Origin of the sequence: Micromonospora sp. 15K316 (assembly GCF_004348525.1) — a bacterium.
GTDB lineage: Bacteria > Actinomycetota > Actinomycetes > Mycobacteriales > Micromonosporaceae > Micromonospora.
This window is the reverse complement of record NZ_SMKG01000046.1, coordinates 1-25,027: the sequence shown is the minus strand read 5'-3', so window position 1 is coordinate 25,027 and position 25,027 is coordinate 1. Positions and strand designations below refer to the sequence as shown.

The window sequence follows — 25,027 nt, the reverse complement described above, 5'->3', positions numbered from 1 at the left end:
GTAGACCGTCGGAGGATATGGGCAACGGGTGTCCGCGCGGGAGCCGCCAGATGTACGAAACCGCCTGGCCACCCGTGGTGAGCTGCGCGCGACGGGTGACCGCCGGCAGCCGATCGTGGTGAGTCGCACAGCGTACGGACCGCTGTTGCCCTGACCCGTGGTCGCCGGACGCCGGACGGCGACTGACGGGAGTGGACACGCCGAGGTGACGCGGTGGTGTCGACGTGGCCAACCGGGGGTGGCGGAGTTCCGCCATGTCCGGGCTCCGCCAGTGATCATGCGACCCGCCGGGCCGTCCGTCGCCCCAGAATCTCCGACGGCGCGGCTTACCCCGGTGGCCGCCCGGAGGAGGGAATTCATGCGCAGATCCAGATACGGGACGCGCCGTGCGACGGCCGCGGCAGCCGCGGCGCTGGCGGCGTTGCTCGCACTGCCCACCGGCGCCGTCGCCGCGTCGCCGACGACGCCCGCGGGCGGTGCGGTGGAGCCGCTGCGGAAGGTGGACCCGCAGGTGCTCGCCGCGGCGCGCGGCGGCACCAGCCCCACCTTCCTGGTCGACCTGGCCCAGGAGGCCGAGCTGGACGCGGCGGAACTCGACCGGGTCGAGCGCGCCGCCGGCGGCCGGGCCGGCCGCGTCGCCCGCACGACCCGGGTCTACCAGACCAAGGTCGCGCACGCGGAGCAGACCCAACGCGGCCTGCGCACGCTGCTGCGGGACCGGCAGGCGGACTTCACCCCGTTCTGGATCGCGAACGTCATCGAGGTGACCGGCGACCTGGACCTGCTCACCGAGCTGGCCGGCCGACCCGAGGTCGCCCGGATCACCGCGGTCGGTGTGACGACGCTGGAGGAGCCGGTACGGACCGCCGGCGCGGACGCCGACACACCCCTGCTGTGGAACCTCGGCGCGGTCGGCGCCGACAAGGTGTGGCAGGAGTACGGCACCCGGGGCCAGGGCGTCGTCGTCGGCAGCGTCGACTCCGGCGTGCAGTACGACCACCCGTCGCTGGTGCGGCAGTACCGGGGCAACAACGACGACGGCACCTTCACCCACGACTACAACTGGTACGACCCGACCGGGTTCTGCATGTCCGAGGAGCCCTGCGACAACGCCGGGCACGGCACGCACACGGTCGGCTCGATGGTCGGCGACGACGGCGCCGGGCACGTCACCGGGGTCGCCCCGGGCGCGACGTGGATCGCGGCGAAGGGCTGCGAGCTCACCTACTGCACCGACGCGTCGCTGCTGGCGGCCGGGCAGTGGATGCTCGCGCCGACCGACCGCAACGGCGAGAACCCGCGTCCGGAGCTGTCGCCGGACATCGTGAACAACTCCTGGGGCGGCACCGGCGGCGATCCGCACATGTACGACGCCATCGTCGACTCCTGGGTGGCCGCCGGCATCTTCCCGGTCTTCGCCGTCGGCAACGAGGCGGAGCAGGCGCCGGAACCGTGCGGCTCGGCGGGGCACCCCGCCACCAACCCGCGCACGTACGCGGTCGGCGCGACCGGCCCGGACGGCCGGATCACCGCCTTCTCCAGCCGCGGTCCGGGGCGGGACGGTGCGGTGCGGCCGGACATCACGGCCCCCGGCGCGCAGATCCTCTCCACCCTGCCCGGCGGCGAGTACGGCTACATGGACGGCACCTCGATGGCCGCCCCGCACGTCGCGGGCGCGGTCGCGCTGGCCTGGTCGGCGGTGCCGAACCTGCGCCGGGACGTGGCGACCACCCGGGAACTGCTGGACCGCACCGCGCACGACGTCGACGACGCGCAGTGCGGCGGCACGCCGGCCGACAACAACGTCTACGGCGAGGGCCGACTGGACGCGTACGACCTGGTGACCCAGGCCTCGACGGCGCAGCTCGGGGGCGTCGTGGTGCACACGGAGCGCGACGGTCACCCGCTGGCCGGGTCGCGGGTCACCCTCACCTCCGACCTGGTCACCCGGACCGCCCGCACCGACGCCCACGGCACGGTCCAGCTGGGCCGGGTCCCGGCCGGGGAGTACACGCTGACCGCGACCTACTTCGGGCAGCGGACCCAGCGGCGGACGATCACCGTGTCGCAGAGCGGCACGGTCAACCTGACCCTGGATCTCTCCGCGGTCGCCCCGTGGCAGCCGGTGGGAGGCCGGGTCACCGACCCGAACGGCAAGCCGGTCGCCGGCGCCCGGTTGACGCTCGCCGACGAGTCGTTCCCCGGCTTCGTCACCGACGCCAAGGGACGTTACTCGGGGACGCTGCCCGAGGCCGACTACGACCTGCTGGTCGAGTACGGTCGCTGGCTGGCGCCGGAGACGGTCGCGCTGACCGTGGACGGGCCGGAGACCGTGGACGTGGCGCTCGCCGCCAAGACCGACAGGCACGGCTACACCGCCGGCGTCGCCGCGGCCGGGTGGGAGAACGGCGGCAGGGTGCTCGCCCTCACCGGTGACACCGCGAGCAAGGCTCTCGACCTGCCGTTCCCGATGACCTTCTACGGCACCACGTACGACCGGATCGCCGTGCACACCGACGGGTACCTGACCTTCGGCGCGGACGCCGTCGTCTCCGTCGGCGCCAACGGCCCGCTGCCTGCCCCGGCGGTGTCGGCGCCGGCCGTCTACGCCTTCTGGGACGACCTGGTCCTGGACCACGCCTCGACCGTGCGCACCAAGGCCACCGGGGCGGGGACGAACCGGCAGCTCCTGGTGAGCTGGACCCGAGCCGCGCTGAAGAGCGACCCGAAGACCCGGGTCGACGTCCAGGTGCGGCTCGGCGAGAACGGCACCGTCGCCATCCGCTACCGCAAGCTCGGCGCCGGTTCGGCCGCCGCCGGCGGCTCGGCGACGGTCGGCATCGAGGACGCCAGCGGCACCACCGCGTTGACGTACTCGCGGGACGAGGCGGTGCTCGACGGGGAGACCGCGATCACGTTCACGGTGCCGGGCCGGGGTCTGCTGCGCGGCACGGTCCGCGACGCGAACGACCGTCAGCCCCTGGCGGGCGCGACCGTACGGCTCGAGTCGTCGCAGGCCCGGCAGCCGATCACCGCGACCACCGACGCGGACGGCTTCTACCAGCTGGAGGCGCCGGCCGGGCCGGTCACCGTGGCCGCGTTGCAGCCCGGCTACGACCTGCCGCCGGCCACGGTGACCGTGGTCGGGACCAGGGTGGTCACGCACGACGTCGCACTGCGTACGCCGCTGCTGGTCGCGAACAAGAACAAGGTGTCGGTGAGCGCGCGGGCCGGCCAGACCCGGACCGCGACGGTGACCCTCACCAACCGGGGCGACCTGCCGGCCACCTGGCTGGCCCGGGAGATCGACTCGCCGACCCCGCCGGCCGGTGTGCCCGGTAAGGTGCTCGGCTCCTTCGCCGTGAAGGACTTCTACTACGCGTTCGGCGTCGGCTACCGCAACGGCGAGCTGATCGTGTCGAACTCATACCTCTTCGGGCAGCTGCAACGCTTCTCCGTGGACGGCACGTCGCTCGGCAAGGGTGTGCTCGACATCGGCGGTTGGCCGTCGGACATGGCGTACGTGCCCGGCCGGGACCTCATGTGCGCGCCGAAGATGTCGTTCATCGGCGAGCTGCCGATCGTCTGCTTCGACCCGGACACGCTGGAGGTCAAGGAGACGATCACCGGTCCGTGGGCGGGCAAGCTCTACTACGGGCTGGCCTACCGCGCCTCGGACGACACCTTCTACCTCAGCGGCGACGGGGTGATCCGGCACCTCGCCGGGCTGTCCCACCCGCAGCCCGGTGCGGTGCTGGGGGAGTGCACCCCGCCGGTGCCGTGGATGACCGGGCTCGCCCTCAACGAGGAGCACGACGTGTTGTGGGGCATCAACCAGGATCGCGACGAGTCGATCTGGGCGATGGAGCCGGAGACCTGCCGGGCGCTCGCCTCGGTGCCCGACCCCGACCCGAACCCGCTCAGCGGCGCCGGGCTCGAACTCGACGAGCAGGGCAACCTCTGGGCGGTGGCCTTCCGGAACCAGCCGTTCGCCAGCAAGGTCTACCACGTGGACGGGTCGCTGCCCGGTTACAGCGACGTGCCGTGGCTGTCGGCCGGGACCTCCGGCGAGGTGGCGTCGGGAGAGCGGGCCGCGTTGACCGTCACGGTCGACACCACCGGCCTGGCCCCGGGGACGTACGTCGCCACGCTGCTGGTGACCAACAACGGTGCGAAGGGGGCGTCGACCCCGGTCACCGTCTCGGTGACTGTCACCGGGTGACCGTCGGGCCCCGCCGACGCTCGCCGCCCGGCGGGGCCCGCTCCGGGCCGTCGCGAACCGTCCCGCCGTGACTCGGCGGGACGGTTCGCCGGCTCAGAGCCAGTTGTTCCGGGCGACGAACCAGCCGAGCTGCATCCGGGTGGCGCTGCCGCTGACGTCCATCAGCTGCCGCAGCCGCCGCTGCACGGTACGCAGCGAGATGCCCAGCTGGGAGGCGACCGCCTTGTCCGGTAGCCCGGTCATCAGCAGGGAGAGGATCTGCCGGTCGGTCGGCGTCGGCACCGTCCAGCGGTCCGCGTCGTCGAGCACGGTGGTGGCCGGGGCGAGACGCAGCGGCGTGGCCCGCTCCCAGATCTCGGTGAAGAGCGCCACCAGCACCTCGACCCAGGTGGCGCCGCGCACCACCAGCGCCCACGGTTCGACCGTGTCGTCCCGGGACGGGAAGGAGAGCAGCCCCATCCGGCGGTCGGCCACGGCGAGCTTCGCCGGGACGTCCGTGGCGACCCGGGCCTGCTCGCCGGCGGCGATGAACCGGCCGATGTGGGTGGAGGCGCCCGGCCGTTCCAGCCCGCGCCGGTCGTAGACGACGCGGAAGCGTACGCCCCGACCCAGCAGTTCCAGCTCCGCCGGGTTGTCGGAGAAGTCGGCCGCGTACGGGGGACGTTCGAAGCCGAGCACCTCCTCCTCGGCGCCGCGCAGGAACTGGTCGAAGGTCTGCAGGATCGCACTCACCCCGACGACCATCTGCACGCCCGGGTCCGCCGGGTCCGCCGTGCGCTGCTGCCGTAGCCACTCCCGCAGGTCGATCCGCGCCTCCTGGAGCTCGCGGATGCGCTGGGTCAGCAGGGAGTCGATGGCCAGGTCGGGTGACGTCGCGGCGGCCTGGTCGCCGACCAACCGGACGAGGCCGTGGCGGGTGAGCGCGTCGAGCGCCGCGACGACCTCGCCGGAGTCGGCGGCGAAGCGCTGCGCGAGCTCGGTCGCGGTGCCCGGGCGCCCGCCGACCAGCGCCAGGTAGATCTTCTCTTCCAGCTCGGTCAGACCGAACGCGCTCAGCACTGTCCACCACACCCGACTCGGTCGGCCCCACCGGTGACGTGGGGCGCTGCGTTGATCTTGGAGCGTTCCCATCAGGAGCGTCAAGGGGTGCTGAGCAGCCCACCCGTCCGGCCTCTCGTCGGACGGGCCGAATTCCGCTACGGTGATCGAATCGTGTTCTCGTCTCGTCGCCGTATCGTCATCGCCGCCGTGGCCGCCGCCGTCCTCCTCGGCGGGGCGGCCTTCGCCGCGGCCCAGCTCACCGACGACACCCCGGCGGGGCCGGTCGCCGCGCCCCGGGTCGTCCAGCCCGGCGCACCCGGTCAGAGCGGTCGCGCCCTCTCGCCGGCCGAGCAGTCCCAGCTGCCCGCGCCGCCGAAGCACACCGCGGCCGACACCCAGTTCATGCAGCGGATGATCGCGCACCACGTGCAGGCGCTGGACATGACCGGGCTCGTCGCGGAGCGCGCGGCGAGCAAGGACGTGTCGCTGATCGCCAAGCGGATCGAGACGTCGCAGCGCGACGAGATCGCGCAGATGCAGCAGTGGCTCACCGACCGCGGCGAGCAGCTCCCGGGCCCGCACGAGCACCACGCCGAGCACGACGCCGTGATGCCGGGCATGCTCACACCGGAGCAGCTGGCGCAGCTGGCGAAGGCCCGAGGCGAGCAGTTCGACCGGCTCTTCCTCGACTTCATGATCCGGCACCACGAGGGCGCGCTCACCATGGTGCAGCAGCTCTACGCGGCCGGCGGCGGGCTCGAGCCGGCGAGCGACCGGTTCGCCCGGGAGGTCAACGCCGACCAGGGCATCGAGATCCGCAGCATGCGGGAGCTGCAGGCCCGGCTCGCCGGCTGACGCGGCCCAGCTGCCGCCGACCACGTCGTCGCGCTCCGCCGCCGTCGCCCGAGGGCCGGCGGCCGAGCCGCGCGCCGGCCCGTCACGGCAGTGGTCCGGTGAGTGCCGTGCGGTCGAGCCGAGCGCTCGGCCCGCCACACAGCGGTCCGGTGAGGGCGGCGCGGTCGAGGCGCGCGCCGGCCCGTCACCGCAGCGGCCCGGGGACGGTGAGAGCCGCGCCCCGCCGAGGCGGGACGCGGCCCTCATCGAACCGCCGCGTACGTCAGTCGAGGCTGGCGCACTGGCCGCTGGTCGGCCCCGACACCCGGTTGGCGGCGTCGAGGTTGATCGGCGCCGGCGCGTTGCCGGTGCACGCGAGCGGGCCGCGCACCGTGCTGTCGGCGATGATCGGCTCGACCGAGCCCGTACGGTTGCCGGTCAGCACGGCCGGACCGTGGATCTCGCTCCCCACGATCGCGGTGCTGCCCCGCGTGCCGGTGATGCTGACCGGGCCGCGGACCGTGCTCTCGTAGAGGTGCACGGCGGCCGCGTTCGACGCCGACACCGGCCCGGCGATCGACGAGTCGAACGCGAGCAGCGAGGCGCCCGGACGGACGGTGACCGGCCCGTTGACCGTCGCGCCGGAGAGGCAGGTGACCCCCGAGACCGTCAGCGGCCCGTTGTGCCGCTCGTCGATCGTGGTGGTGCACGTCCTGGCCAGCTGGTCGAAGCGGGCCCGAGCCACGGAGAAGCTCGGCGTCCAGCCGACCTTCGTCTGGTGCTGGGCGTTGAACTCCGGCATCTGCACCTCGCGGGCCGCCGCGATCTCCGCCGCGGTCAGGTGCTCGCTGGGACGCAGCCCGAGTACGTCGAAGCCGCGGGCGATCTCGCTGCCGTAGATCTCACCGTTGTACCAGTACGCCGACCAGAAGCCGCCCAGCACGTTGGTGGCGGCGTTGATCGGGCCACGGTCGAAGTAGGCGATCTCCCGCGGGTGGGCCGAGTCGGTGAAGTCCATCAGCGAGATGCCGCCCTGGTACCACGCCTGGACGAGGATGTCCCGACCCGGCACCGGGATCAGCGAACCGTTGTGCGCGACGCAGTTCTCCTGGAGCGTCTGCGGGACGGGCAGCTTGTAGTAGCTGGCGAACTCCAGCTTCCGATCCACGATGTCGAAGATGGCGTTCGCGCCCCACTGCGGCTGGTCGGTGTCCCGGCACCGGGGCCCGGTGCCGCCGCCCCACTCGTCGGTGAAGACGACCTTCTTGCCGTCGTTGCTGATCGTCGCCGAGTGCCAGTACGCGAAGTTCGGGTCGGACACCTCGTCGATCCGCACCGGGTTCGCCGGGTCGGAGATGTCGATCAGGATGCCGTTGCCCTCGCACGCACCGGCGGCGAGCCCGAGCGCCGGGTACGCCGTGATGTCGTGGCAGGCGTCGGTGACCGGTGAGGGCCCCCACGGGCTGCCCGACGGGTGGGTCGTGGTGGGCGGGGTGTTCTGCAGGCCGTCGACCGCGCCGGTCTGCGGGTCGGCGAAGAGGCGCGGGTTGTTGACGACGGCCGCCTGCTCCGGAGCGTTGACCGGAACCTTGATGACGTCGATGCGCCACCGTGCCGGGTCCGCACCCGCGGCGGGCGTGTTGTTGCAGCCGGCCATCGTGCTCGCCGGACGGACACCCGCCGTGCCGGAGACGTAGACGTAGACGTTCGCGCTGTCGTCCGGGTCGGTGACCAGGGTGTGGGTGTGCGAGCCACGGCAGGTCTGCACGGCGGCGACCTGCACCGGGTTGGTCACGTCGCTGACGTCGAAGACGCGGACGCCCTGGAAGCGGGTGCCGACGGTGGGGTCGGTGCCGCAGTCCAGCCGGCCGCGGGTCTCCTCGACCGACATGAAGAGCAGGTTGCCGTGGACCGACACGTCGCCCTGCCCGCCCGGACACACCACGCTGCTGACCAGCGTGGGGTTGGCCGGCTGCGAGATGTCGTAGACGTTGAAACCGTTGTAGTTGCCCTGGAAGGCGTGGTTGCCGCCGAAGGCGAGATCCGAGGCGACGAAGCCGAAGTCGCCCGGATTCGCGGGGTTGACGAAGCCGGCCGGCTTGTCGCGGTGGGCCAGCAGTTCGAGGTCGCTGATCGCGCTCTGCGCGTCCAGCCAGCCCGCACCGAGCCCGATCCGCGGGTCCGGTTCGGACTCCTGTCCCGACGCCGTGCCGGGTAGCAGGGCCACGAGGAGAGCGGCGGTTGCCGCGGCGCCGACGAGACGGCGTCTCCTGCCTGTGTTGCGTTGGGTTTGCGTCATGCGTCTCCTCCAGCCGCGGTGTCCCTCCTGGTCACGCGCATCGACATGCGTGTACACCGCGGTAAGTAAGGACCGTACCGCCTACCGGTCAGTTTGGATCATGTAAATATTTGCGGAGGACGCGAAATTGCCACAATTCCCGAAGCTCGGGATCACAGGCCGGTCCAGACCGCCTTCGCCCCCGAATCGCCGGTGCGGATCACGTAGTACAGGGCGGCGCCGGACGTCAGCAGCGACAACACCCGCAGGGCCCAGGCCACGGCCGGTCGGTTCGCCGCCGCGGCCGGACTTCCCGCGGGGGCGACGAGCCGGACCAGGGCCAGCGCCACCACCGCCGCCGCGATCGTCGCGTACAGGGTCAGGTTGCCCAGATCCTGGTGGGCCGAGAGCTTCGGCAGGTACTCGGGGCTGACCTGGTTCGCGCCGCGCAGCCGGGCGAGGAAGGCGTCGCCGGAGAGCTTCGAGAGCAGGGCGGAGGCCGGCGCGCCGACGGCGAGCAGCCCCAACACCCAGCGGGTGTGCGGGCGGATCACGGGGACGAAGGCGTAGCCGACGCTCAGCAACGCCAGCAGCGGCACGAAGACGACGGCGGCGTGCAGCACGAGCGGGTGGGCGGGAATGCCCATGAACTCCTCGAACATCGGGCTCTCCTGTGGATGAGGGGGAGGATCGGCCGCGTACCGGCAGCGAACGCTATCGGTGCGCGAGCACCCCTGTCATCCCTGCGGCGACGGCGGCCGGTGCGCGCGGTCGTCCGCGCCCCGCGGGGCCGCCGGTCGGGTCACCGGCCGTCGCGCCGCGCCAGGTAGACCACGTCCGGCTCGCCGCGCGGCACCTCGACGCGGTGCGTGGTGACCGGCCCGATCGTCGCGGCCAGCCGGGCGGCGTACGCCGGTGCGGCGGCGGCGCTCCAGGCCGCCAGCACGCCGGAGTCGGTGAGCCGTTCGCGCAGCAGCGTCAGCCCGTCGTCGTCGTAGAGCGCGGCGTTGTGGTGGAAGACCGTCCAGTCCGGACCGTTGTCGACGTCGAGGCAGATGGCGTCGAAGACCTCGTCGGTCGTGCTCAACCAGCGCACGATGTCGTCGGTGACGATCCGGACTCGGGCGTCGTCGAGCGCGTGCTCGCTGAAGGCGGCCAGGGTGTGCCGGTGCCAGTCGACGATCGCCGGCTCGATCTCGACGACCACGATCTCCGCCGGCACCGGGGAGGCCACGGCTTCGGCCAGGGAGAAGCCCACCCCGAGACCGCCGATCAGGATCCGGCCACCGATCGGCATCGACCTCAGCGACTCCCGGACGAGGAGCCGTTCCGATGCGCCGGCCCGGGTGTCCATCAGGAACACCCCGTTGCTGATGATCTCCAGGTGCTCGGCGTGCCGCCGGAGCACCAGCTCGCCGCGGTCGGTCATGACCCGTTCGACCACCGAAACCGCCTCGTTCACCCGGCCAATCTATGCCACCGGGCAGGGCGCGCCGGTGATTTTTCCGGCCGGCCGGTCGTCGGCGGACGACGCCCGCGACGGGACGTCCGGGCGCTCAGAGACCGAGCGGCGCCGGATCGGTGGCGAGCTCGCGGAACCGGGCCCGGGGGTCGGGCAGCAGCCGGCGGGCCGACAGGTCGAGCAGCCCACCGACCCCGGTCAGGGTCGCGACCGGGCGGCCGTCCGGCCGGGTGTAGTCCTGGTCGATCCGGAACGTCTTCCCCTCGCCCCAGCGGAACGCGCAGGACACGTCGACCTCGTCGCCGCCGCGCAGCTCACTGAGGTAGCGCAGGGTGACCTCCAGCGCGACCGGACCGACGCCGCCCGAGAGGAGCCGCTCCTGCGAGATGCCGGCGGCGCGGAGGCACTCCCACCGGGCGTGCTCGCCGTACTGGAGGTAGACGGCCTGGTTCAGGTGGCCCTGGGTGTCCAGCTCGTAGCCGCGAACCGTGACCCGTACCCGGAAAGGATCCCGCACGCCCCGAGCCTACCGGCGGGTACGCGGTGGAGCGGACGCGGCGGAGGTCGGTGCGGGAGCGGAGACGGTCGACTCAGAGCCGCTCGCCGCGCTTGTCGAGAGCGACGATGCCGTCCAGCCGTACGCCCGGGGTCAGCACCGTGGGTTCGAACCAGAAGATCACCACGCCCGGGTCCACGCTCCAGCGCGCCAGCTCGGCGGGGACCTGACGGCCGTCGACGGTGCCGACGATGCGGGTGGCCGGCCCGACGAAGTATCCGAAGGTGGGCACCGGCGGGAGGACCTGGCGGTCGCCCTGCTGGTCGTAGCCGATCTGGTGGAAGCCCGCGTGGCGGTCCCGCCCCTCCACGTCGTTGATCAGGAGGTCCGGCGTCAGCCTGCCGTCGGCGTCGCGGCGTCCGGCGACCAGACCGATCTTGACGCCCGGCAGCTCCGGCACGCCGATCGGCACGAAGTAGAAGACGCGCTCCTGGTCGCCGTACCGGATGCCGCTGGACACCACCGTGCCGACCGGTTTGCGGTCCGTGCTGCCGGGAGTGGCCCGGGCGTCCGGGGTGGCGCTGGCGGTGGGCGCCGTCGTGGGCGTGGCGACGGAGCCCGTCGTGATCGCCTCCGCCGGTCGCTGCGGCGGCGGGCCGTCCGGACGCAGCGCCACCGGGACGGCCACCGCCACCGCCAGCACGAGTCCGGCCGCGCCGGTGCCGGCGAGACGTCTCCGCCGGCGCAGGCGGCGACCCTCGCGCACGACCGCGGCGAGGTCGAGTGGGGCGTGTGCGGTCGACTCGGTCGCCCGCATGGCCGCGCGAAGCCGATCCGCCTCGTTCATCGGCGGGTCCCGTGGACCTGTGGCGCCTCGGCGCCGACGCCGCGCAGCTTCTCGAGAGCTCGGGAGCTGGTGCTCTTCACCGTCCCCACCGAGACGCCGAGTTCGTCTGCCACCTGGGCCTCCGGGAGGTCGAAGTAGTAGCGCAGGACGACGATGGCGCGTTCGCGCGGGCTCAGCGTGCCGAGGATGGCGAACAGCCAGCGCCGGGTGGCCACCGCGTCGGCGACGTCGTCGTCACGCTGCTCGGGAAGCTCCTCGGTCGGGTACTCCCGGATCGGTCGCCGCCAGCGGTCGACGAGGTGGTTGACGAGCACCGACCGGGCGTAACGGTAGGCGTCGTCCCCGTGGATACGCGACCACGAGGCGTACGTCCGGGCCAGCGCGGTCTGCGCGGCGTCCTCGGCCTCGTGGCGGTCACCGGTCATCAGGAAGGCCGCGTGCACCAGCCGGCCGGAGGCGGCGCGGGCGAACTCGACGAACTCGGCGTCAGCTCGTGCCATGTCGGCCCGCTCCGCACTTCACGGGTATCAGGACGAGTGGGGAGCACGAAAGGTTGAGTCCGCGAGTGATCAACTTTTCGGTCGCCTCGCGCGTCCTTTCTGCCACGCGCCACCGGAGGACGGTGCGCGGCGAGGGGAGACACATGTCGAGGAAGAGTACGCGGCGCGGCGCCCTGCTGGCGCTGCCGGTGGCGGGCCTGCTGGGGCTCCTGCCGGCCGGCTGCGGCCAGCCGGCGTCGGGCGGGCAGCCCGTGGCGGGGAGCGGGAGCCGGTCGGCGTCCGCGCCGCCGGCCAGGTCGACAAACCCCGCCGGCCCGGTCATGTCGCCCTCGGCCTCCGCCCGCCCCCCGGTGGCGATCAGCTACCCGGCCGAGGGCAGCAACCGGTGGCGGACCGCGGCCGCCGAGTCACCCGCCCGCCGCGGCAAGGGTGAACTCCTGCGCTACCGCGTGTCGGTGGAGCGGGACATCGTCGGCATCGACACCGCGGCCTTCGCCGCCGAGGTCACCGGGTACCTGAACGACGAAGAGGGCTGGACCGCCGGCGGGACGTTGACCCTGCGCCGGGTCGGGCCGGGGCAGCCCGCCGACTTCACCGTCTACCTGGCCACCCCGGGCACCCGCGACGCCCTCTGCGGCGACGTGCCGGACGGCTACACGTCGTGCCGCAACGGCGCCCGGGTGGTGCTGAACGTGGCGCGCTGGGTGAAGGGCGTGCCGCGCTACGGCGCGCCCCTGGCCACCTACCGCGAGTACATGGTGAACCACGAGGTGGGCCACCGGCTCGGCCACGGGCACGAGCGTTGCCCCGGCCGTGGTGAACCGGCACCGGTCATGCAGCAGCAGACGCTCGGCCTGCACGGCTGCACCGCCAACGCCAAGCCGTACCTCGACGGCGAGAGTTACCACGGGCGCTCCGGCGCGTACGACGACCCCATCCCGCCCCGCGAGCGCGGCCGGCCGGGCTGAGCGCCCGCCACCGGGACCTTCGCCGGCGTCAGCCGCCGCCGCACCACAGCTGAGCGTGGCCGACCGGCCAGGCCAGCGTCCGAGGCAGCGGGGTTGTCGCCGTTGCGGTGAGGCGGGAGCGCCTCACCGCAACGGGCCGTCGCCCATGCCGTTCGGGTCGTCCACCAGGTGGACGGCGGCCTCCTCCGCGCTGGCCGCGCCGGCGTCGATCCCGGCGTCCCAGGCCACCGAGTCGGGCTCCTCGTCGTCGCCGAAGCCCTCGTCGTAGGCGACGAGGCGTCCCGCCCGCGGGTCCTGCTCGTCGCCCCGCCGGATCAGCTCGTCCTCGTCGTCGACCACCTCCGCGTACGGGTCGATGTCGGGCTCCTCCTCGGCGAGCAGCTGCTCGAGCGACTCGCCCGCCCGTTCCTCGGCAGGGGTCGTGCCGAACCGGTTCGCCCCGGACCAGTGGTCCGCCGCAGCGATGCCGGTGTCGAGGGGATCACTGATCCGATCGCCGTCGAGGGTGTCGGAGGCGTCCAAGACCCCGTCGTCCTCGGCGACGTTCCACTCCTCGATGCGGTCGATGTTGTCGGTCTCGCTCACGGCAGTCTCCCCTCGTCGCCCCTGCGGCGGCCCTCAAGCCTAGAACCTGCCCCGGCCGATCGTGAGCAGGGGACACGTTCAGTGGCGGGACTCCCACGAAATGGAGCCGGGGGGCGACTCGGCCGCGGTCGCCGGACGCCGGACGCAGTCGTGCCGCGCCGACGGCGACCAGGCCGAACCCCCAGATGAGGAGCACCACGACCCACTGCGCCCACCGCACCGCGTCCATCTCGCCGGAGAGGAGGTTCTGCAGCGTCGCGTACGGGGTGAGCCACACCCGCGCGGGCGCAACGGCGTCGACGGCACCCAGCAGGCCGTAGCGGCCGAGCGGGAGCACGATCGTGGCGAGGGCCGCCACCACGAACGGTTTCCGCAACGGCACGGTGACCGACATGAGGCTCTGCACCGGCTCCGCGAGTGCGGCGAACGTCAGCTCGTCCGGGGGACGGCCACCGTCAGACCCGCCGCGGCCAGTACGCCGAGCAGCAGGGTGATCGCGACCAGCCAGCGCCGTGGCCCGGTGGCGACGCCACGGCGGACGGCGGCGAGGGTCGCCGTACCGGACCCGGACGGTGTGCCGTCCGCCAGGTGTCGCCGCATCAGGGCCCCCGTTCGTCGTGCCGTCATGGTCGCCCATCGTGTGTGCGAAGTCACCCTCGGATTGACGTCACACCATGGCGGAGGCCGAGTTGACCATGTCGGGAAGCCGGACGAAGGCTGCCGTATCACGACGGAACCCCAGCGGATCCGGCCGGCGCGATCGGGCTAATCCAGGGGCGGCCTGTCGGGGGTGGCGGCTACTCTGCCTGCGAGCGTTCGCCCTCCGCGAGCCGTGCCTCCCGCGTCACGGCGCCACCCCCACCGCTCACCATCCGTCAGTGAGACCGACGTCAGGAGTTTGTGTGACCCAGCAAGTCGCCGCGGCACCGGAGAAGCTGGACGCCGCGGTCCTCAAGGTGGCGGGGGTCGTCGTCCTCGGCGCGATCATGTCGATCCTCGACGTGACAGTGGTCAGCGTCGCGCTGCCCACGTTCCAGAACGACTTCGACGCCTCGTACGCCCGGGTGGCGTGGACCATGACCGGCTACACGCTCGCGCTCGCCACGGTGATCCCGCTCGCCGGGTGGGCCGCCGACCGGTTCGGGACCAAACGCCTCTACATGACCGCGTTGGCGCTCTTCACCATCGGCTCGGCGCTCTGCGCCACGGCCGACTCGATCGGGCAGCTGATCGCCTACCGCGTCCTGCAGGGCCTCGGGGGCGGCATGCTCATGCCGCTCGGCATGACGATCATGACGCGGGCCGCCGGCCCGAACCGGATCGGTCGACTGATGGCCGTCCTCGGCATCCCGATGCTGCTCGGCCCGATCGCCGGGCCGATCCTCGGCGGCTGGCTGATCGACGCGGCCGGTTGGCACTGGATCTTCCTGATCAACATCCCGATCGGTGTCGCCGCTCTCGTCTACGCGCAGTTCGCGCTCCCGAAGGACGCGCCTGAGCCGTCGGAGTCCTTCGACTTCATCGGCATGCTGATGCTCTCCCCGGGGCTCGCCCTCTTCCTCTACGGCATCTCCACGCTGCCGGAGGCCGGCACGTTCGCCGACCCGGAGGTGTGGGGCCCGATGCTGGTCGGGGCGGCGCTGGTGGTGGCGTTCGTCGTCTACTCCTTCCGGCCCCGGCACCCGCTGCTCGACCTGCGGCTCTTCGCCAACCGCAACCTGACGGTGGCGACGGTGACGCTCTTCGTCTTCATCATCGCGTTCATGGGCGCGGGTCTGCTCTTCCCGAGCTACTTCCTCCAGGTGCGCGGTGAGTCGACCCTGGCCGCGGGCCTGCTGATGGCGCCGCAGGGGATCGGGGCGATGATCACCATGCCGATCGCCGGCACGCTGGCCGACCGGGTGCCCGTCGGGCGTACGGTGCCCTTCGCGCTGGCGCTCATCGTCGTCGGGTTCTTCTCGTTCACCCAGGTCGACCCGAACACGTCGTACGTGCTGCTCTGCGGCTCGCTCTTCGTCATGGGGCTGGGCATGGGCGGCACCATGATGCCGATCATGACGTCGGCGCTGCGGACGTTGAACGCCCACGACGTGGCGCGCGGCTCGACGCTTGTCAACATCCTCCAGCAGATCGGCGGCTCGGTCGGTGCCGCCGTCATGTCGGTGATCCTCACCAACGAGCTGAACGGATCCCGCCCGATCCCGGGCGTGACGGAGCCGGGGAGCAGCAAGCCGTTCACCGAGGCGGGGCTGGCCATCGCCAGCCAGCTGCGGCCGCAGCTGCTCGACCAGTTCCCGGTCCCGCAGGGGCTCATCGACCGGGGGCTCGACTTCGCCGCCCGCTCGTTCTCCGGCACGTTCTGGGTCGCGTTCGCGCTGGTGGTGCTCACGTTCATCCCGGCCGCGTTCCTGCCGCGCCGCCGCGCGAGCACCGAGTTGCCCGACGGTGGGCAGGGCGAGGAGTCCCGCACGCCCGTCGTCATCCACTGACGCCCGCCGGGCCGCCGGGGAGCGATCCCCGGCGGCCCGACCCGGCTCAGGGGCGCAGCGCGTCGACGACGATCCGGGTGGCCCGGGCGATCAGCGCGTCGTCGTACGGGGCGTTCTCCGCGTCGCGGCTGGACATCACGGCGAGGACGATCGGCGCGCCCGCCGGCGGCCGGAGGACGGCGATGTCGTTGCGGGTGCCGTACCCGCCCCCGCCGGTCTTGTCGCCGACCGTCCAACCGGCGGGCACACCGGCGCGGATGAGCGCGTCACCTGTCGTGTTCCCGCGCAGCCACCCGTTGAGGATGTCCCGGTCCTCCCGGCTCAGCGCGTCGCCGACGGTGTACGCCCGCAGGTCGGTCGCGAAGGCCCGGGGCGTGCTGGTGTCCCGCCGGTCACCGGGTCGTCCCTCGTTCAACGCCGTCTCGTAGCGGTCGGCCTCCGTGGTCGTGTCGCCGAGCCGGCGCAGCTCCCGCTCGAAGCCGTCCGGGCCGCCGAGGCGACGCAGCATCAGGTTGGCCGCCGTGTTGTCGCTGTAGCGGACCGCGGCGTCGGCCACGTCGCGCAGCCGCATCCCCGTCGCGACATGCTGCTCGGTGACGGGGGAGTGCGCCACCAGGTCGCTGCGCGAGTAGCGGACGACCTCGTCGAGCTCGGCCGCCGAGGTCCGGTCGAGCAGCACGGCGGCGGCGAGCGCCTTGAACGTCGAGGCGTACGCGAACCGCTCGTCGGCCCGGTGCCGCACCGTCGCCCCGCTCCCGGTGTCGACGGCGAAGACGCCGAGTCGCGCGCCGAACTCGGTCTCCAGCCGACCGAACTCCCGATCCACCGCCGCTGGTGTCGGGGGCGCACTGGCGGGGGATGACGCGGCACCGGTGCCGACCGGGGTGACCCGCTCCTCGTCCGGCGCGCACGCCGCGACGCCGGCGAGGAGCGCTACCGCGCAGGTCACGGCGGCACCGCCTCGTATACGCGGAAAAACCATCGCCATACCTCCGGACGTCGCGGACGGGAACCTTCGCTGCCGAGAGGGAACACGCGCGACCGCCGGCCACCGGTTGCAGCCCCGGGCGGCACGCCCGCGCTGGGCCGGCGCACGCGCCCCACCCGTCCCGCTCGTCCGGTCGGTGCCGTCGGCGTCGGGCCACCTCACGCACGTGCGGAAGCTCCCCGGGCGGGGTGCACGTGGTGACGGCGTGGCGGCGGCCAGCGGCGCTAGCCCTCGGCGTGGACGCGGGTGGCGGCGGACGTGCGGAAGCGCCACCGGTGGGGTGCGAACGGGGGCTCGGCGGCGGATCGGGTCAGGCCGCGGACGCGATGTGCAGGGGGTCGGCCAGCAGGTGGGCGAAGGCGAGTTCGGCGGCGCCGATCAGGGCGGCGTCGGGGCCGAGCGCCGCGGGGAGCAGCTGGACGTGCTCGCGGGAGGCGGGCAGCGCCAGCTCGTCCAGGCGCTGGCGCACGACGTCCGCGCCGGAGAGGTAGATCTCGCGCAGCGACCCGCCGAACACCACGGTGTCGGGGTTGACCACGTTGACCAGGTTGGCCACGCCGAAGCCGAGCCAGTCGGCGACCCGCGTGACCGCGGCCGTGGCCGCCGGCTCGCCGGCGGCCGCCGCCCGCAGCACCTCGTCGACGGCGCCGGGTGTGGCGGGGTCCCGCCCGGCGTGCCGGAGCAGCGCGGCTTCGCCGATCTCGGTCTGCCAGCAGCCGCGTGAGCCGCACTCACAGGGCAGGCCGCTGGGGTTGACGACCATGTGGCCGACCTTGCCGCTGCGACCTCCGTGGCCCACCACGAGCCGGCCCTCGATGATGATGCCGGCGCTGACGCCGTGCGACCCGTGCAGGTAGATGAGGTCGTCCACGCCGGCGGCCACGCCCCGGACCTGTTCGGCGAGGGCGGCGATGTCGGCGAGGTCGCCCGCCAGGACCGTCGGTCCGGAGCGGCCGTCGCCGAACGCGGCCTCGATGCCGGCACGCAGCGTCTCGTCGGGGCCGCCGATGCGGATCCGTCCGTCCCGGTCGAGGGTCGTGTCGGTCACGGCGACCGCGACACCCACCCGGAGCGAGTCCGCCGCGACGTCACGATCCATCTCGCGGGCCAGGGCGGCCAGCGGGCCCACCGCGTCGACGGCGGACGTCCCGGCGGGTCGGGGAGTGTCCCGCAGGTCGAGGAGACGTCCGCCGAGGCCGACCCGGGCGACGCGCAACCGGTCCGGCTCGATGCTGAGCGCCTGGGCGTAGACCCGGCTGGAGCGGGGGCTCACCACCAGGGAGGGGCGGCCGCGGCGGGTGGTGACGGGCGCCCCCTCGGTGACCAGGCCGGCGGCGGCGAGGTCGGCGGCGAGCGCGCCGATGGTGCTTCGGTTCAGGCCGAGCCGCGTGGTCAACTCGGCTCGGGACGTCGGGCCGTGCACGTGTACGTGCCGCAGCAGGGCGCCGAGGTTCTGCCGGCGGATCTCCTCCTGGCTGGCACCGGGCGAGGGGGACGCCGGGACGGCCGGGGCACGACCGGTTCGGTGGAGAGCGGACAGCGGGGGGCGCACAGCCGCACCTCCTTCCGTCTGTCAGGGCCGTTCGGCCCGGGAAAGACGAAGGGTCCCGGAAATCTCCGGGACCCGACGTCTACCTGTGGTGCTACCTACTTGGTCAGCGGCGCGAGCTTCGGGTCGTTCGCGTACGCCTCAGCCGCGTTCGCCTTGGTGACGGCGACCGGCGGCAGCAGGAAGGTGTCGACGACCTTCGAGCCGTTGTTGTAGGTCTTGGTGTCGTTCACCTGCGGGGTGTTGCCGGCCTGCAGGGCCTTCACCATCTCGATGGTCTGCTTGACCAGGGTGCGGGTGTCCTTGTTGATCGTCATGTACTGCTCACCGGCGACGATCGACTTGACCGACTCGACCTCGGAGTCCTGGCCGCTGACGACCGGGACCGGCTTGCCGGCGCCCTTCACCGAGGTGATGATCGCGCGGGCCAGCGTGTCGTTCGGGGAGAGGACGCCGTCCAGCTCCTTGCTGCCGTAGGTCGAGGTCAGCAGCTGGTCCATGCGGGCCTGCGCACCCTCGGCCTTCCAGCCCTGGATGGCGGTCTGCTTGATGTCCTTCTGACCCGAGGCGACGACCACGGTGCCCTTGTCGATCTCCGGCTGGAGAACGCTCATCGCGCCGTCGAAGAAGACCTTCGAGTTGTTGTCGTCCGGCGAGCCGGAGAAGAGCTCGATGTTGTACGGGCCGTTCGGCTTCTTGGCCTTCATGCCATCGAGCAGGGCCTGGCCCTGGAGCTGGCCGACCTTGAAGTTGTCGAACGCGACGTAGTAGTCGACGTCCGGGCTGTTCACGATCAGCCGGTCGTACGCGATGACCTTCGCGCCGGCCTGGTGCGCGGCGGCGACCTGGGTCGACAGCTGCGCGGCGTCGGTCGCGCCGATGACGATGACCTTCGCGCCCTTGGTGACCATGGCGGTGATCTGGGCCTGCTGGTCGGCGACAGTGGTCGACGCGCCGGCGTACTGCACGTCCGCCTGGAAGCCGGCCTCCTTCAGGCCGTTGGTGAAGAGGTCACCGGCGAGGACCCAGTTCTCCGAGGTCTTGGCCGGGAGGGCGACACCGATCAGCGAGCTGGCCGGAAAGCCCTTGGCCTCGCTGCCCGAGCCGCTGGTGCCCTCGTCGCGGCCGGAGCCGCAGGCGGTGAGGGCAAGCATCGCGATGGCACCGACGGCCACCGTCTTGCCGATGAACTTGCGCATTGGGGTGGTTGCCTTTCTTGAGGGTTGGTGTGGTGAGTTGCGACCGGCGGGCGTCAGCCGGCGACCGTCGTCTTGGCGGGCTCACGCTCCGCGCCTGACGATGGCGTAGGTGCGGCCGGCGTATCCCGGCGGAAGGGCCGGGTGAGGCTCCCGATGATCGAGAAACGTCCCTGGCTCTTGTTGTAGACGTCGATCGCGACGGCCAGCAGCAGGACCAGACCCTTGATGATCTGGACGCGGTCGGTGCCGACGCCCATCAGCTGCAGGCCGTTGTTGAGTACGGCCATGACCAGACCGCCGACGATCGAGCCGCTGATGGTGCCGATGCCGCCGGCGACGGCCGCGCCGCCGATGAAGACCGCGGCGATCGCGTCCAACTCCCAGCCGTTACCGTCCTGCGGCCCGGAGGCCGCCGAGCGGGCCACGAAGATCATGCCCGCGAGCGCGGCCAGGACCGACATGTTCATCATGACGAAGAAGTTGACCCGCTTGAGCTTCACACCGGACAGCTCCGCGGCGCGGGAGTTGCCACCCACCGCGTAGATGTGCCGGCCGCCTGCGGTGTTGCGGGTGTAGAAGGAGTACACCAGCACGAGCGCGACCAGGATGATGCCGGAGACCGGGAAGCTGGTGCCCACCCGGCCGCTGGCGAAGCGCAGCGTGACGAAGATCAGCACGCCGACCATCACGGCCATGCGCAGGATCGAGATCCACATCGGGATCGGCTCGGCGTTCATCTCCTTGCGGGTCCGGCGCGCCTGCAGCTCCCGCCAGACCACCGCGATGCAGCCGGCCAGCCCGAGCAGCAGCGTCAGGTTGTTGTAGCCGGTGTTCGGGCCGGTCTCGGGCAGGAAGCCGGAGCCGATCACCCGGAAGCCCTCCGGCACCGGGATCGTGTTCGCGTTACCGATGAACTGGTTGCCGCCGCGGAAGAGCAGCATGCCCGCCAGGGTCACGATGAACGCCGGCACCCCGATGTAGGCGACCCAGAAGCCCTGCCAGGCGCCGATGACCGCGCCGATCGCGAGGCCGAAGAGAATCCCCACGGGCCAGGGCAGGTTCCACTCCGCCATCGCCTTGGCCACCAGGATGCCGGTGAACGCGGCGATCGAGCCGACCGAGAGGTCGATGTGTCCGGCGACGATCACCATCAGCATGCCGATGGCCAGAATCAGGATGTACGAGTTCTGCTGGAAGAGCGCGATCAGGTTGTCCGATCGCAGGGTCAGGCCGTCAGTGAGGATCTGGAACAGGACGACGATCGCGACCAGCGTGAAGATCATCCCGAACTGACGGGCGTTGGACGTGGTGCCTCCGAAGAGGTTCTTCTGAAGATCCTTTACTCGGCTCATCGTGTCTGCATCTTCTTCGTCGAGGTCATCAGCTTCATGAGGTTCTCCGGGTCCGCGTCCTGCCGGGCGACTTCGCCGGTGATGGTGCCTTCCGACACCGTGTAGATGCGGTCGCAGAGCCCGATGAGCTCAGGCAGTTCCGAGGAGATGACGATGACGCCCTTCCCCTGGTCGGCGAGCCGCTGAATGATCCCGTAGATCTCGTACTTCGCCCCCACGTCGATGCCGCGGGTCGGCTCGTCCAGGATCAGCAGGTCCGGGTCGGTGAACATCCACTTCGCCAGCACGACCTTCTGCTGGTTGCCGCCGGAGAGCTTGCTGACACCCTCGTCAACCGTCGGGGTCTTGATGCGCAGGCTCTGGCGGTACGCCTCGGCCGCCTGGTACTCCTCGACCTGGTCGAGGACGCCGTGGTGCGTGATCTTGGACAGCTTGGCGGCGACCGTCGACGTCTTGATGTCGTCGAGCAGGTTCAGGCCGATCGCCTTGCGGTCCTCGCTGACGTACGCGAGCCCGTTGGCGATCGCGTCCGCCACCGTCTTGAGGACGATCTCCTTGCCGTCCTTGACGATCGTGCCCGCCTGGTAGACGCCGTAGGAGCGGCCGAAGATGCTCATCGCCAGCTCCGTGCGGCCCGCACCCATGAGGCCGGCGAAACCGACGATCTCGCCACGGCGTACGACGAAGTTCGAGTGCTTGGCGACCAGCCGCTCGGCGGAGATCGGGTGCCGGACGGTCCAGTCGCGGACCTCGAAGAAGACCTCGCCGATCTTGGACGTGTGGTCCGGGAAGCGGCTGTGCAGCTCCCGGCCGACCATGCCCCGCACGATCCGGTCCTCGTCGACGCCGTCGCCCTTGACGTCCAGCGTCTCGATGGTGTGGCCGTCACGGATGATGGTGATCCGGTCGGCGATGGCCTCGATCTCGTTCAGCTTGTGCGAGATGATGATCGAGGTGATTCCGCGCTCGCGGAAGCCGCGCAGCAGGTCCAGCAGGTGCTGCGAGTCGTCCTCGTTCAGCGCTGCGGTCGGCTCGTCGAGGATCAGCAGCTTGACGTTCTTGGCGAACGCCTTCGCGATCTCCACCAGCTGCTGCTTGCCGACGCCGATGTCCTTGATCAGGGTGTCCGGGTCCTCCCGCAGGCCGACCCGGGCCATCAGCTCCAGCGCCTGCCGGTTCGCGGCCTTCCAGTCGATCGCGCCGTTCTTCCGCGGCTCGTTGCCCAGGAAGATGTTCTCGGTGATCGACATGTGCGGGATGAGGGCGAGCTCCTGGTGGATGATCACGATGCCGGCGCGCTCGCTGGCCCGGATGTCCGAGAACCGGGAGACCTCGCCCTTGTAGACGATGTCGCCGTCGTAGCTGCCGTACGGATACACCCCGCTGAGGACCTTCATCAGCGTGGACTTGCCTGCGCCGTTCTCCCCGACGATCGCGTGGATCTCGCCGGCGCGCACCACCAGGTTCACGTCGGACAGGGCCTTGACCCCGGGGAACTCCTTGGTGATGGAGCGCATCTCCAGGAGGATCGGTACGTCGCTCATTGTTCGCACCACCTCGCCAACATCATGGATGCCTCCGGAAGCGTCTGGCCCTACTGGTTTTGTTGCCGTCGGCAACGTATTCGGACCAGAGGACCGTTCGCAAGCTGGGGGCCCATCAATTCCGTAACAACCCGGTAATAATGACCCCGCGTCCACCCTGGTCACCATGACGGGCGGTGCGATCCGTGCCACACCCGTAGCGGAGAGTGACGGCGGGCATACGCTCGTCGTCGCTTCTCCGAGCCCGGTTCCGAACCGGTCCCCACCGGTGCCGGCCGCGCGGCAGGCATGATCATGGCAGGCGTTCCTGGGGGCTCGACACCGCCCTCTCGTCCGGGTACGGTCCGTGCCCCGTTGGACGTGAACGTCCCCATGGGCGTGATTCGGCCCGGCCGACCGGTTGGTCGGTTCCGGCCCCGGCGTGCCCGGGCGCCGGCACGCTCGCGTGCCCGGGCCACGTGGGCCACGCGGGGCACGCGGACGCTCCGCGTGCCCGACCTGGCTCAGGGCGCCTCGACGACCTCGCGGCCCAGCGGCCAGAATGCCGCCGGCACGAGCTTGAAGTTGGCGATCCCGAACGGGATCCCGATCAGGGTGACACAGAGCGCGACGCCGGCGACGATGTGGGAGAGCGCCAGCCACCAGCCCGCCAGCACCACCCAGAGGACGTTCGCCAGCCCCGAACCGGCGCCCGCGCCCGGCTTCGGCACGAGGGTGCGACCGAAGGGCCAGAGCGAGTAGTTGGCGAGCCGTAGCGCGGCGACACCGAACGGGATCGTCACCACGAGCAGGAAACAGACCAGCGCGGCGATGCCGTAGCCGACCGCCAGCACGATGCCGCCACCGAAGATCAACCACAGGACGTTCAGCATGAAACGGATCATGAGGTCCAGCATGACCGCCCTGCGCCAGGGCGCGTGCTCGGCGTCTCCGGTTCAGGCCGCAGGCTCCCGCCGCCGTGCAGCCGCAGCTCCCGGCCCACGACCGCCGGCGCGTGCGCGACGGTGACCAGGGTGTCGGCGGAGGCCGCCGAACAGATGGCCGAGGCGAGCGCCCCGGCCGCACCCGAGTCGACGTCGAGGACGCCGGCGAAGTCCACCTCCAGCCGCACCGGACGCTGGGCGCGCAGTGTGTCGCACAGCACAGCCCGGAAGCCGGCCAGGTCGGCGTGCCCGAGCGAGCCGCGCAGCACCAGCACGACGACGCCCGTCGAGCGGATCACCGACGTGATCGACAGCCCACTCATCGCCGTGGACGCCGCCGCCTCGGCGGGCGCAGGGTGTTGCAGACGTCGAGGACGCCCGGCACGTCCCACGCCAGGTCGCCGGCCGTCCGGCGGACCTCCGGGCTGGCCACCGTGCCGGAGAGGATCACCACCTTGTTCTGCACCGTGACCTCGATCTCCTGGTGGCGGGTGGCCCAGTCGACGCCGAGCCGTTGGGCGACGAGCGCGGCCAGGCGGGCGTCGTCGTTCGTCGACCCCGGTGCCTGGAGGTAGCGGTACAGGGCGTCGTCGGGCCAGGGCGGCATCAGGTTCCTCCGAAGGTGGGCGCGGTTGCGGGGCGGCCGGGGCCGAGCCGGATCACGGCGAGGTGTCGGCCGGCACCCGCAGAGCCGCCTCGCGGCTCTCCGCGACGGGGAAGACCCCGTCGAGGCGCATGGTGTGCAGCACGGTCAGCACGAACCTGGACGGCGCGACCAGGCAGAGCGTCGCGTCGCGTCGCCGGGCCTCCTGCCGGGCGCGGACGAGCAGACCGAGCCCCGTCGAGTCGATGACCTGCACCTCGCTGAGATCGACGAGGACGCGGTCGCCCTGCTCGACCGCCTCCCGCAAGGCTCGCCGCAGCACCTCCTGCGGATCCCGGTCGAGGGCGGCCGGCTCACCGCCGACCTCGTCCAGGTAGTCGATCCCGAGTGCCCGCTCCTGCGCCCCGGACCCCCCGGCGGTCGCGCCGTCCTCGACGAGGGTCAGGCTGCACCGGGGGCAGTGGTGCGGGCCGGCGGCGAAGGGGGAGCCGACCCAGTCGTTGGAGAAGACAAGCGTCCAGACGACCTCGGCGTCGGGCAGGACGGGCGCCGTACCGGTGATCGTGTCGCCGCAGCCGTCGCAGATCAGGGTCATCAGATGATCGGCAGGTACGACGGTCATCGCCACTCCTCTCGTTCGTTCACCGGCCGGTGACGCAGATCCGGCGGCGGCCGGTGGCCCGCGGGACCGGGTTCGCCCGCGGCGTCGACAGGCGCCCGGTCCGCGCCCGACGGTGGGGCGGTCGCCGCCGCGCTGGCGGTCAGGAGCGCGAGCAGCACCGCGCCGGCGGCGCCGCCCGCCTGGACGGTCAGCCGCAGCCCCGGGAGTTCGTCGATGTCGGTGCCCGCCAGCCGCGCGACGATGGAACCGAGCAGCGCGGCGGCCACACCGAGGGCGAGGGTCAGCCAGAGCGGCGCCGCGCGCCGGCCCGGCACCGCCCACCGGCCGAGCACGCCGACGGCGAGCCCGACGAGCACTGCGCTGACCAGCGCGCTGCCGCTCACGGCTCCTCCCTCGTCGCACTCGCCCCGACAGGCGACCGGTGTGGCACCCACCACCCTGGGCGGCGACCGTGGAGGCATCCCCTCGATTCCATGACAGTTCCGTGACAAATCCGGGGAACGGCGGCCACGGTTGGGCGGGAC

The 25,027-nt window shown here is 72.0% G+C and carries 23 protein-coding genes; 4 read left to right on the top strand and 19 right to left on the bottom strand.

Annotated features, from left to right (window positions below; all coding sequences use genetic code 11):
* Positions 1 to 358: 358 nt before the first annotated feature.
* Positions 359 to 4,222, top strand: coding sequence for a S8 family serine peptidase (locus tag E1211_RS12505; protein WP_132348636.1), 3,864 nt, complete (start codon positions 359 to 361; stop codon positions 4,220 to 4,222).
* A 93-nt stretch (positions 4,223 to 4,315) separates the two neighbouring features.
* On the opposite strand, the gene E1211_RS12500 is transcribed toward E1211_RS12505, so the two are convergent.
* The gene (locus E1211_RS12500) at positions 4,316 to 5,281 is read right to left on the bottom strand and encodes a LuxR family transcriptional regulator (protein WP_165947243.1); all 966 of its coding nucleotides are present in this window, start codon (positions 5,279 to 5,281) and stop codon (positions 4,316 to 4,318) included.
* A 153-nt stretch (positions 5,282 to 5,434) separates the two neighbouring features.
* On the opposite strand from E1211_RS12500, the gene E1211_RS12495 reads away from it, so the two are divergent.
* Positions 5,435 to 6,118 carry a DUF305 domain-containing protein gene (locus E1211_RS12495; protein ID WP_132348632.1) on the top strand — a complete coding sequence of 228 codons (684 nt, stop codon included), beginning with the start codon at positions 5,435 to 5,437 and terminating at the stop codon, positions 6,116 to 6,118.
* A 262-nt stretch (positions 6,119 to 6,380) separates the two neighbouring features.
* Here E1211_RS12495 and E1211_RS12490 read toward each other — a convergent pair whose 3' ends face one another.
* From E1211_RS12490 to E1211_RS12465, 6 genes are all read right to left on the bottom strand, one after another.
* Positions 6,381 to 8,396, bottom strand: a complete 2,016-nt coding sequence (locus E1211_RS12490; protein ID WP_132348630.1) for an LVIVD repeat-containing protein — start codon at positions 8,394 to 8,396, stop codon at positions 6,381 to 6,383.
* 152 nt (positions 8,397 to 8,548) lie between these two features.
* Complete coding sequence (locus E1211_RS12485) at positions 8,549 to 9,037, bottom strand: DUF2231 domain-containing protein (RefSeq protein ID WP_132348628.1); 489 nt, start codon at positions 9,035 to 9,037, stop codon at positions 8,549 to 8,551.
* 140 nt (positions 9,038 to 9,177) lie between these two features.
* Positions 9,178 to 9,837 (bottom strand): spermidine synthase, encoded by a 660-nt coding sequence (locus E1211_RS12480; RefSeq protein WP_207915349.1) that lies wholly within the window; start codon positions 9,835 to 9,837, stop codon positions 9,178 to 9,180.
* A 94-nt stretch (positions 9,838 to 9,931) separates the two neighbouring features.
* Positions 9,932 to 10,354: a thioesterase family protein gene (locus tag E1211_RS12475; RefSeq protein ID WP_132348626.1), complete on the bottom strand. Its 423-nt coding sequence runs from the start codon at positions 10,352 to 10,354 to the stop codon at positions 9,932 to 9,934.
* Between the two features lie 73 nt (positions 10,355 to 10,427).
* Positions 10,428 to 11,180 (bottom strand): hypothetical protein, encoded by a 753-nt coding sequence (locus E1211_RS12470; protein ID WP_132348624.1) that lies wholly within the window; start codon positions 11,178 to 11,180, stop codon positions 10,428 to 10,430.
* A complete protein-coding gene (locus E1211_RS12465; RefSeq protein WP_132348622.1) occupies positions 11,177 to 11,680 on the bottom strand; it encodes a SigE family RNA polymerase sigma factor in 504 nt (167 codons plus the stop codon). Before E1211_RS12465 ends, E1211_RS12470 begins: the two co-directional genes overlap by 4 nt.
* A gap of 143 nt (positions 11,681 to 11,823) precedes the next feature.
* Between E1211_RS12465 and E1211_RS12460 the strand changes: the two genes are divergently transcribed.
* The gene (locus E1211_RS12460) at positions 11,824 to 12,648 is read left to right on the top strand and encodes a DUF3152 domain-containing protein (protein ID WP_132348620.1); all 825 of its coding nucleotides are present in this window, start codon (positions 11,824 to 11,826) and stop codon (positions 12,646 to 12,648) included.
* Positions 12,649 to 12,771: 123 nt separating this feature from the next.
* Here the strand turns inward: E1211_RS12460 and E1211_RS12455 are convergent, their stop codons facing one another.
* A complete protein-coding gene (locus tag E1211_RS12455; protein WP_132348618.1) occupies positions 12,772 to 13,233 on the bottom strand; it encodes a DUF5709 domain-containing protein in 462 nt (153 codons plus the stop codon).
* Positions 13,234 to 13,662: 429 nt separating this feature from the next.
* Complete coding sequence (locus tag E1211_RS12450) at positions 13,663 to 13,860, bottom strand: hypothetical protein (RefSeq protein ID WP_132348616.1); 198 nt, start codon at positions 13,858 to 13,860, stop codon at positions 13,663 to 13,665.
* A 275-nt stretch (positions 13,861 to 14,135) separates the two neighbouring features.
* Between E1211_RS12450 and E1211_RS12445 the strand changes: the two genes are divergently transcribed.
* A complete protein-coding gene (locus tag E1211_RS12445; protein ID WP_132348614.1) occupies positions 14,136 to 15,722 on the top strand; it encodes a DHA2 family efflux MFS transporter permease subunit in 1,587 nt (528 codons plus the stop codon).
* Positions 15,723 to 15,768: 46 nt separating this feature from the next.
* On the opposite strand, the gene bla is transcribed toward E1211_RS12445, so the two are convergent.
* The 10 genes from bla to E1211_RS12395 all read right to left on the bottom strand — a co-directional run bounded on the left by bla (position 15,769) and on the right by E1211_RS12395 (position 24,886).
* Entirely contained in the window at positions 15,769 to 16,704 is a 936-nt protein-coding gene (bla, locus tag E1211_RS12440) for a class A beta-lactamase (protein ID WP_132348612.1), read from the bottom strand.
* Positions 16,705 to 17,020: 316 nt separating this feature from the next.
* Entirely contained in the window at positions 17,021 to 18,250 is a 1,230-nt protein-coding gene (locus tag E1211_RS12435) for an ROK family protein (RefSeq protein ID WP_132348642.1), read from the bottom strand.
* 107 nt (positions 18,251 to 18,357) lie between these two features.
* On the bottom strand, positions 18,358 to 19,458 hold the full coding sequence (locus E1211_RS12430) for a sugar-binding protein (RefSeq protein ID WP_132348610.1): 1,101 nt from the start codon (positions 19,456 to 19,458) through the stop codon (positions 18,358 to 18,360).
* 53 nt (positions 19,459 to 19,511) lie between these two features.
* Positions 19,512 to 20,810: a multiple monosaccharide ABC transporter permease gene (gene mmsB, locus E1211_RS12425; protein WP_132348608.1), complete on the bottom strand. Its 1,299-nt coding sequence runs from the start codon at positions 20,808 to 20,810 to the stop codon at positions 19,512 to 19,514.
* Positions 20,807 to 22,354 (bottom strand): multiple monosaccharide ABC transporter ATP-binding protein, encoded by a 1,548-nt coding sequence (gene mmsA, locus E1211_RS12420; RefSeq protein ID WP_132348606.1) that lies wholly within the window; start codon positions 22,352 to 22,354, stop codon positions 20,807 to 20,809. Before mmsA ends, mmsB begins: the two co-directional genes overlap by 4 nt.
* A 503-nt stretch (positions 22,355 to 22,857) precedes the next feature.
* The gene (locus E1211_RS12415; RefSeq protein WP_132348604.1) at positions 22,858 to 23,238 is read right to left on the bottom strand and encodes a YccF domain-containing protein; all 381 of its coding nucleotides are present in this window, start codon (positions 23,236 to 23,238) and stop codon (positions 22,858 to 22,860) included.
* Entirely contained in the window at positions 23,235 to 23,600 is a 366-nt protein-coding gene (locus tag E1211_RS12410) for an STAS domain-containing protein (RefSeq protein ID WP_132348602.1), read from the bottom strand. Before E1211_RS12410 ends, E1211_RS12415 begins: the two co-directional genes overlap by 4 nt.
* Complete coding sequence (locus tag E1211_RS12405; protein WP_371686151.1) at positions 23,597 to 23,887, bottom strand: BON domain-containing protein; 291 nt, start codon at positions 23,885 to 23,887, stop codon at positions 23,597 to 23,599. The genes E1211_RS12410 and E1211_RS12405 overlap by 4 nt, the downstream gene beginning before the upstream one ends.
* 49 nt (positions 23,888 to 23,936) lie before the next feature.
* Positions 23,937 to 24,503, bottom strand: a complete 567-nt coding sequence (locus E1211_RS12400) for an STAS domain-containing protein (RefSeq protein WP_132348598.1) — start codon at positions 24,501 to 24,503, stop codon at positions 23,937 to 23,939.
* The gene (locus E1211_RS12395; protein WP_132348596.1) at positions 24,500 to 24,886 is read right to left on the bottom strand and encodes a hypothetical protein; all 387 of its coding nucleotides are present in this window, start codon (positions 24,884 to 24,886) and stop codon (positions 24,500 to 24,502) included. The genes E1211_RS12400 and E1211_RS12395 overlap by 4 nt, the downstream gene beginning before the upstream one ends.
* Positions 24,887 to 25,027: the final 141 nt, after the last annotated feature.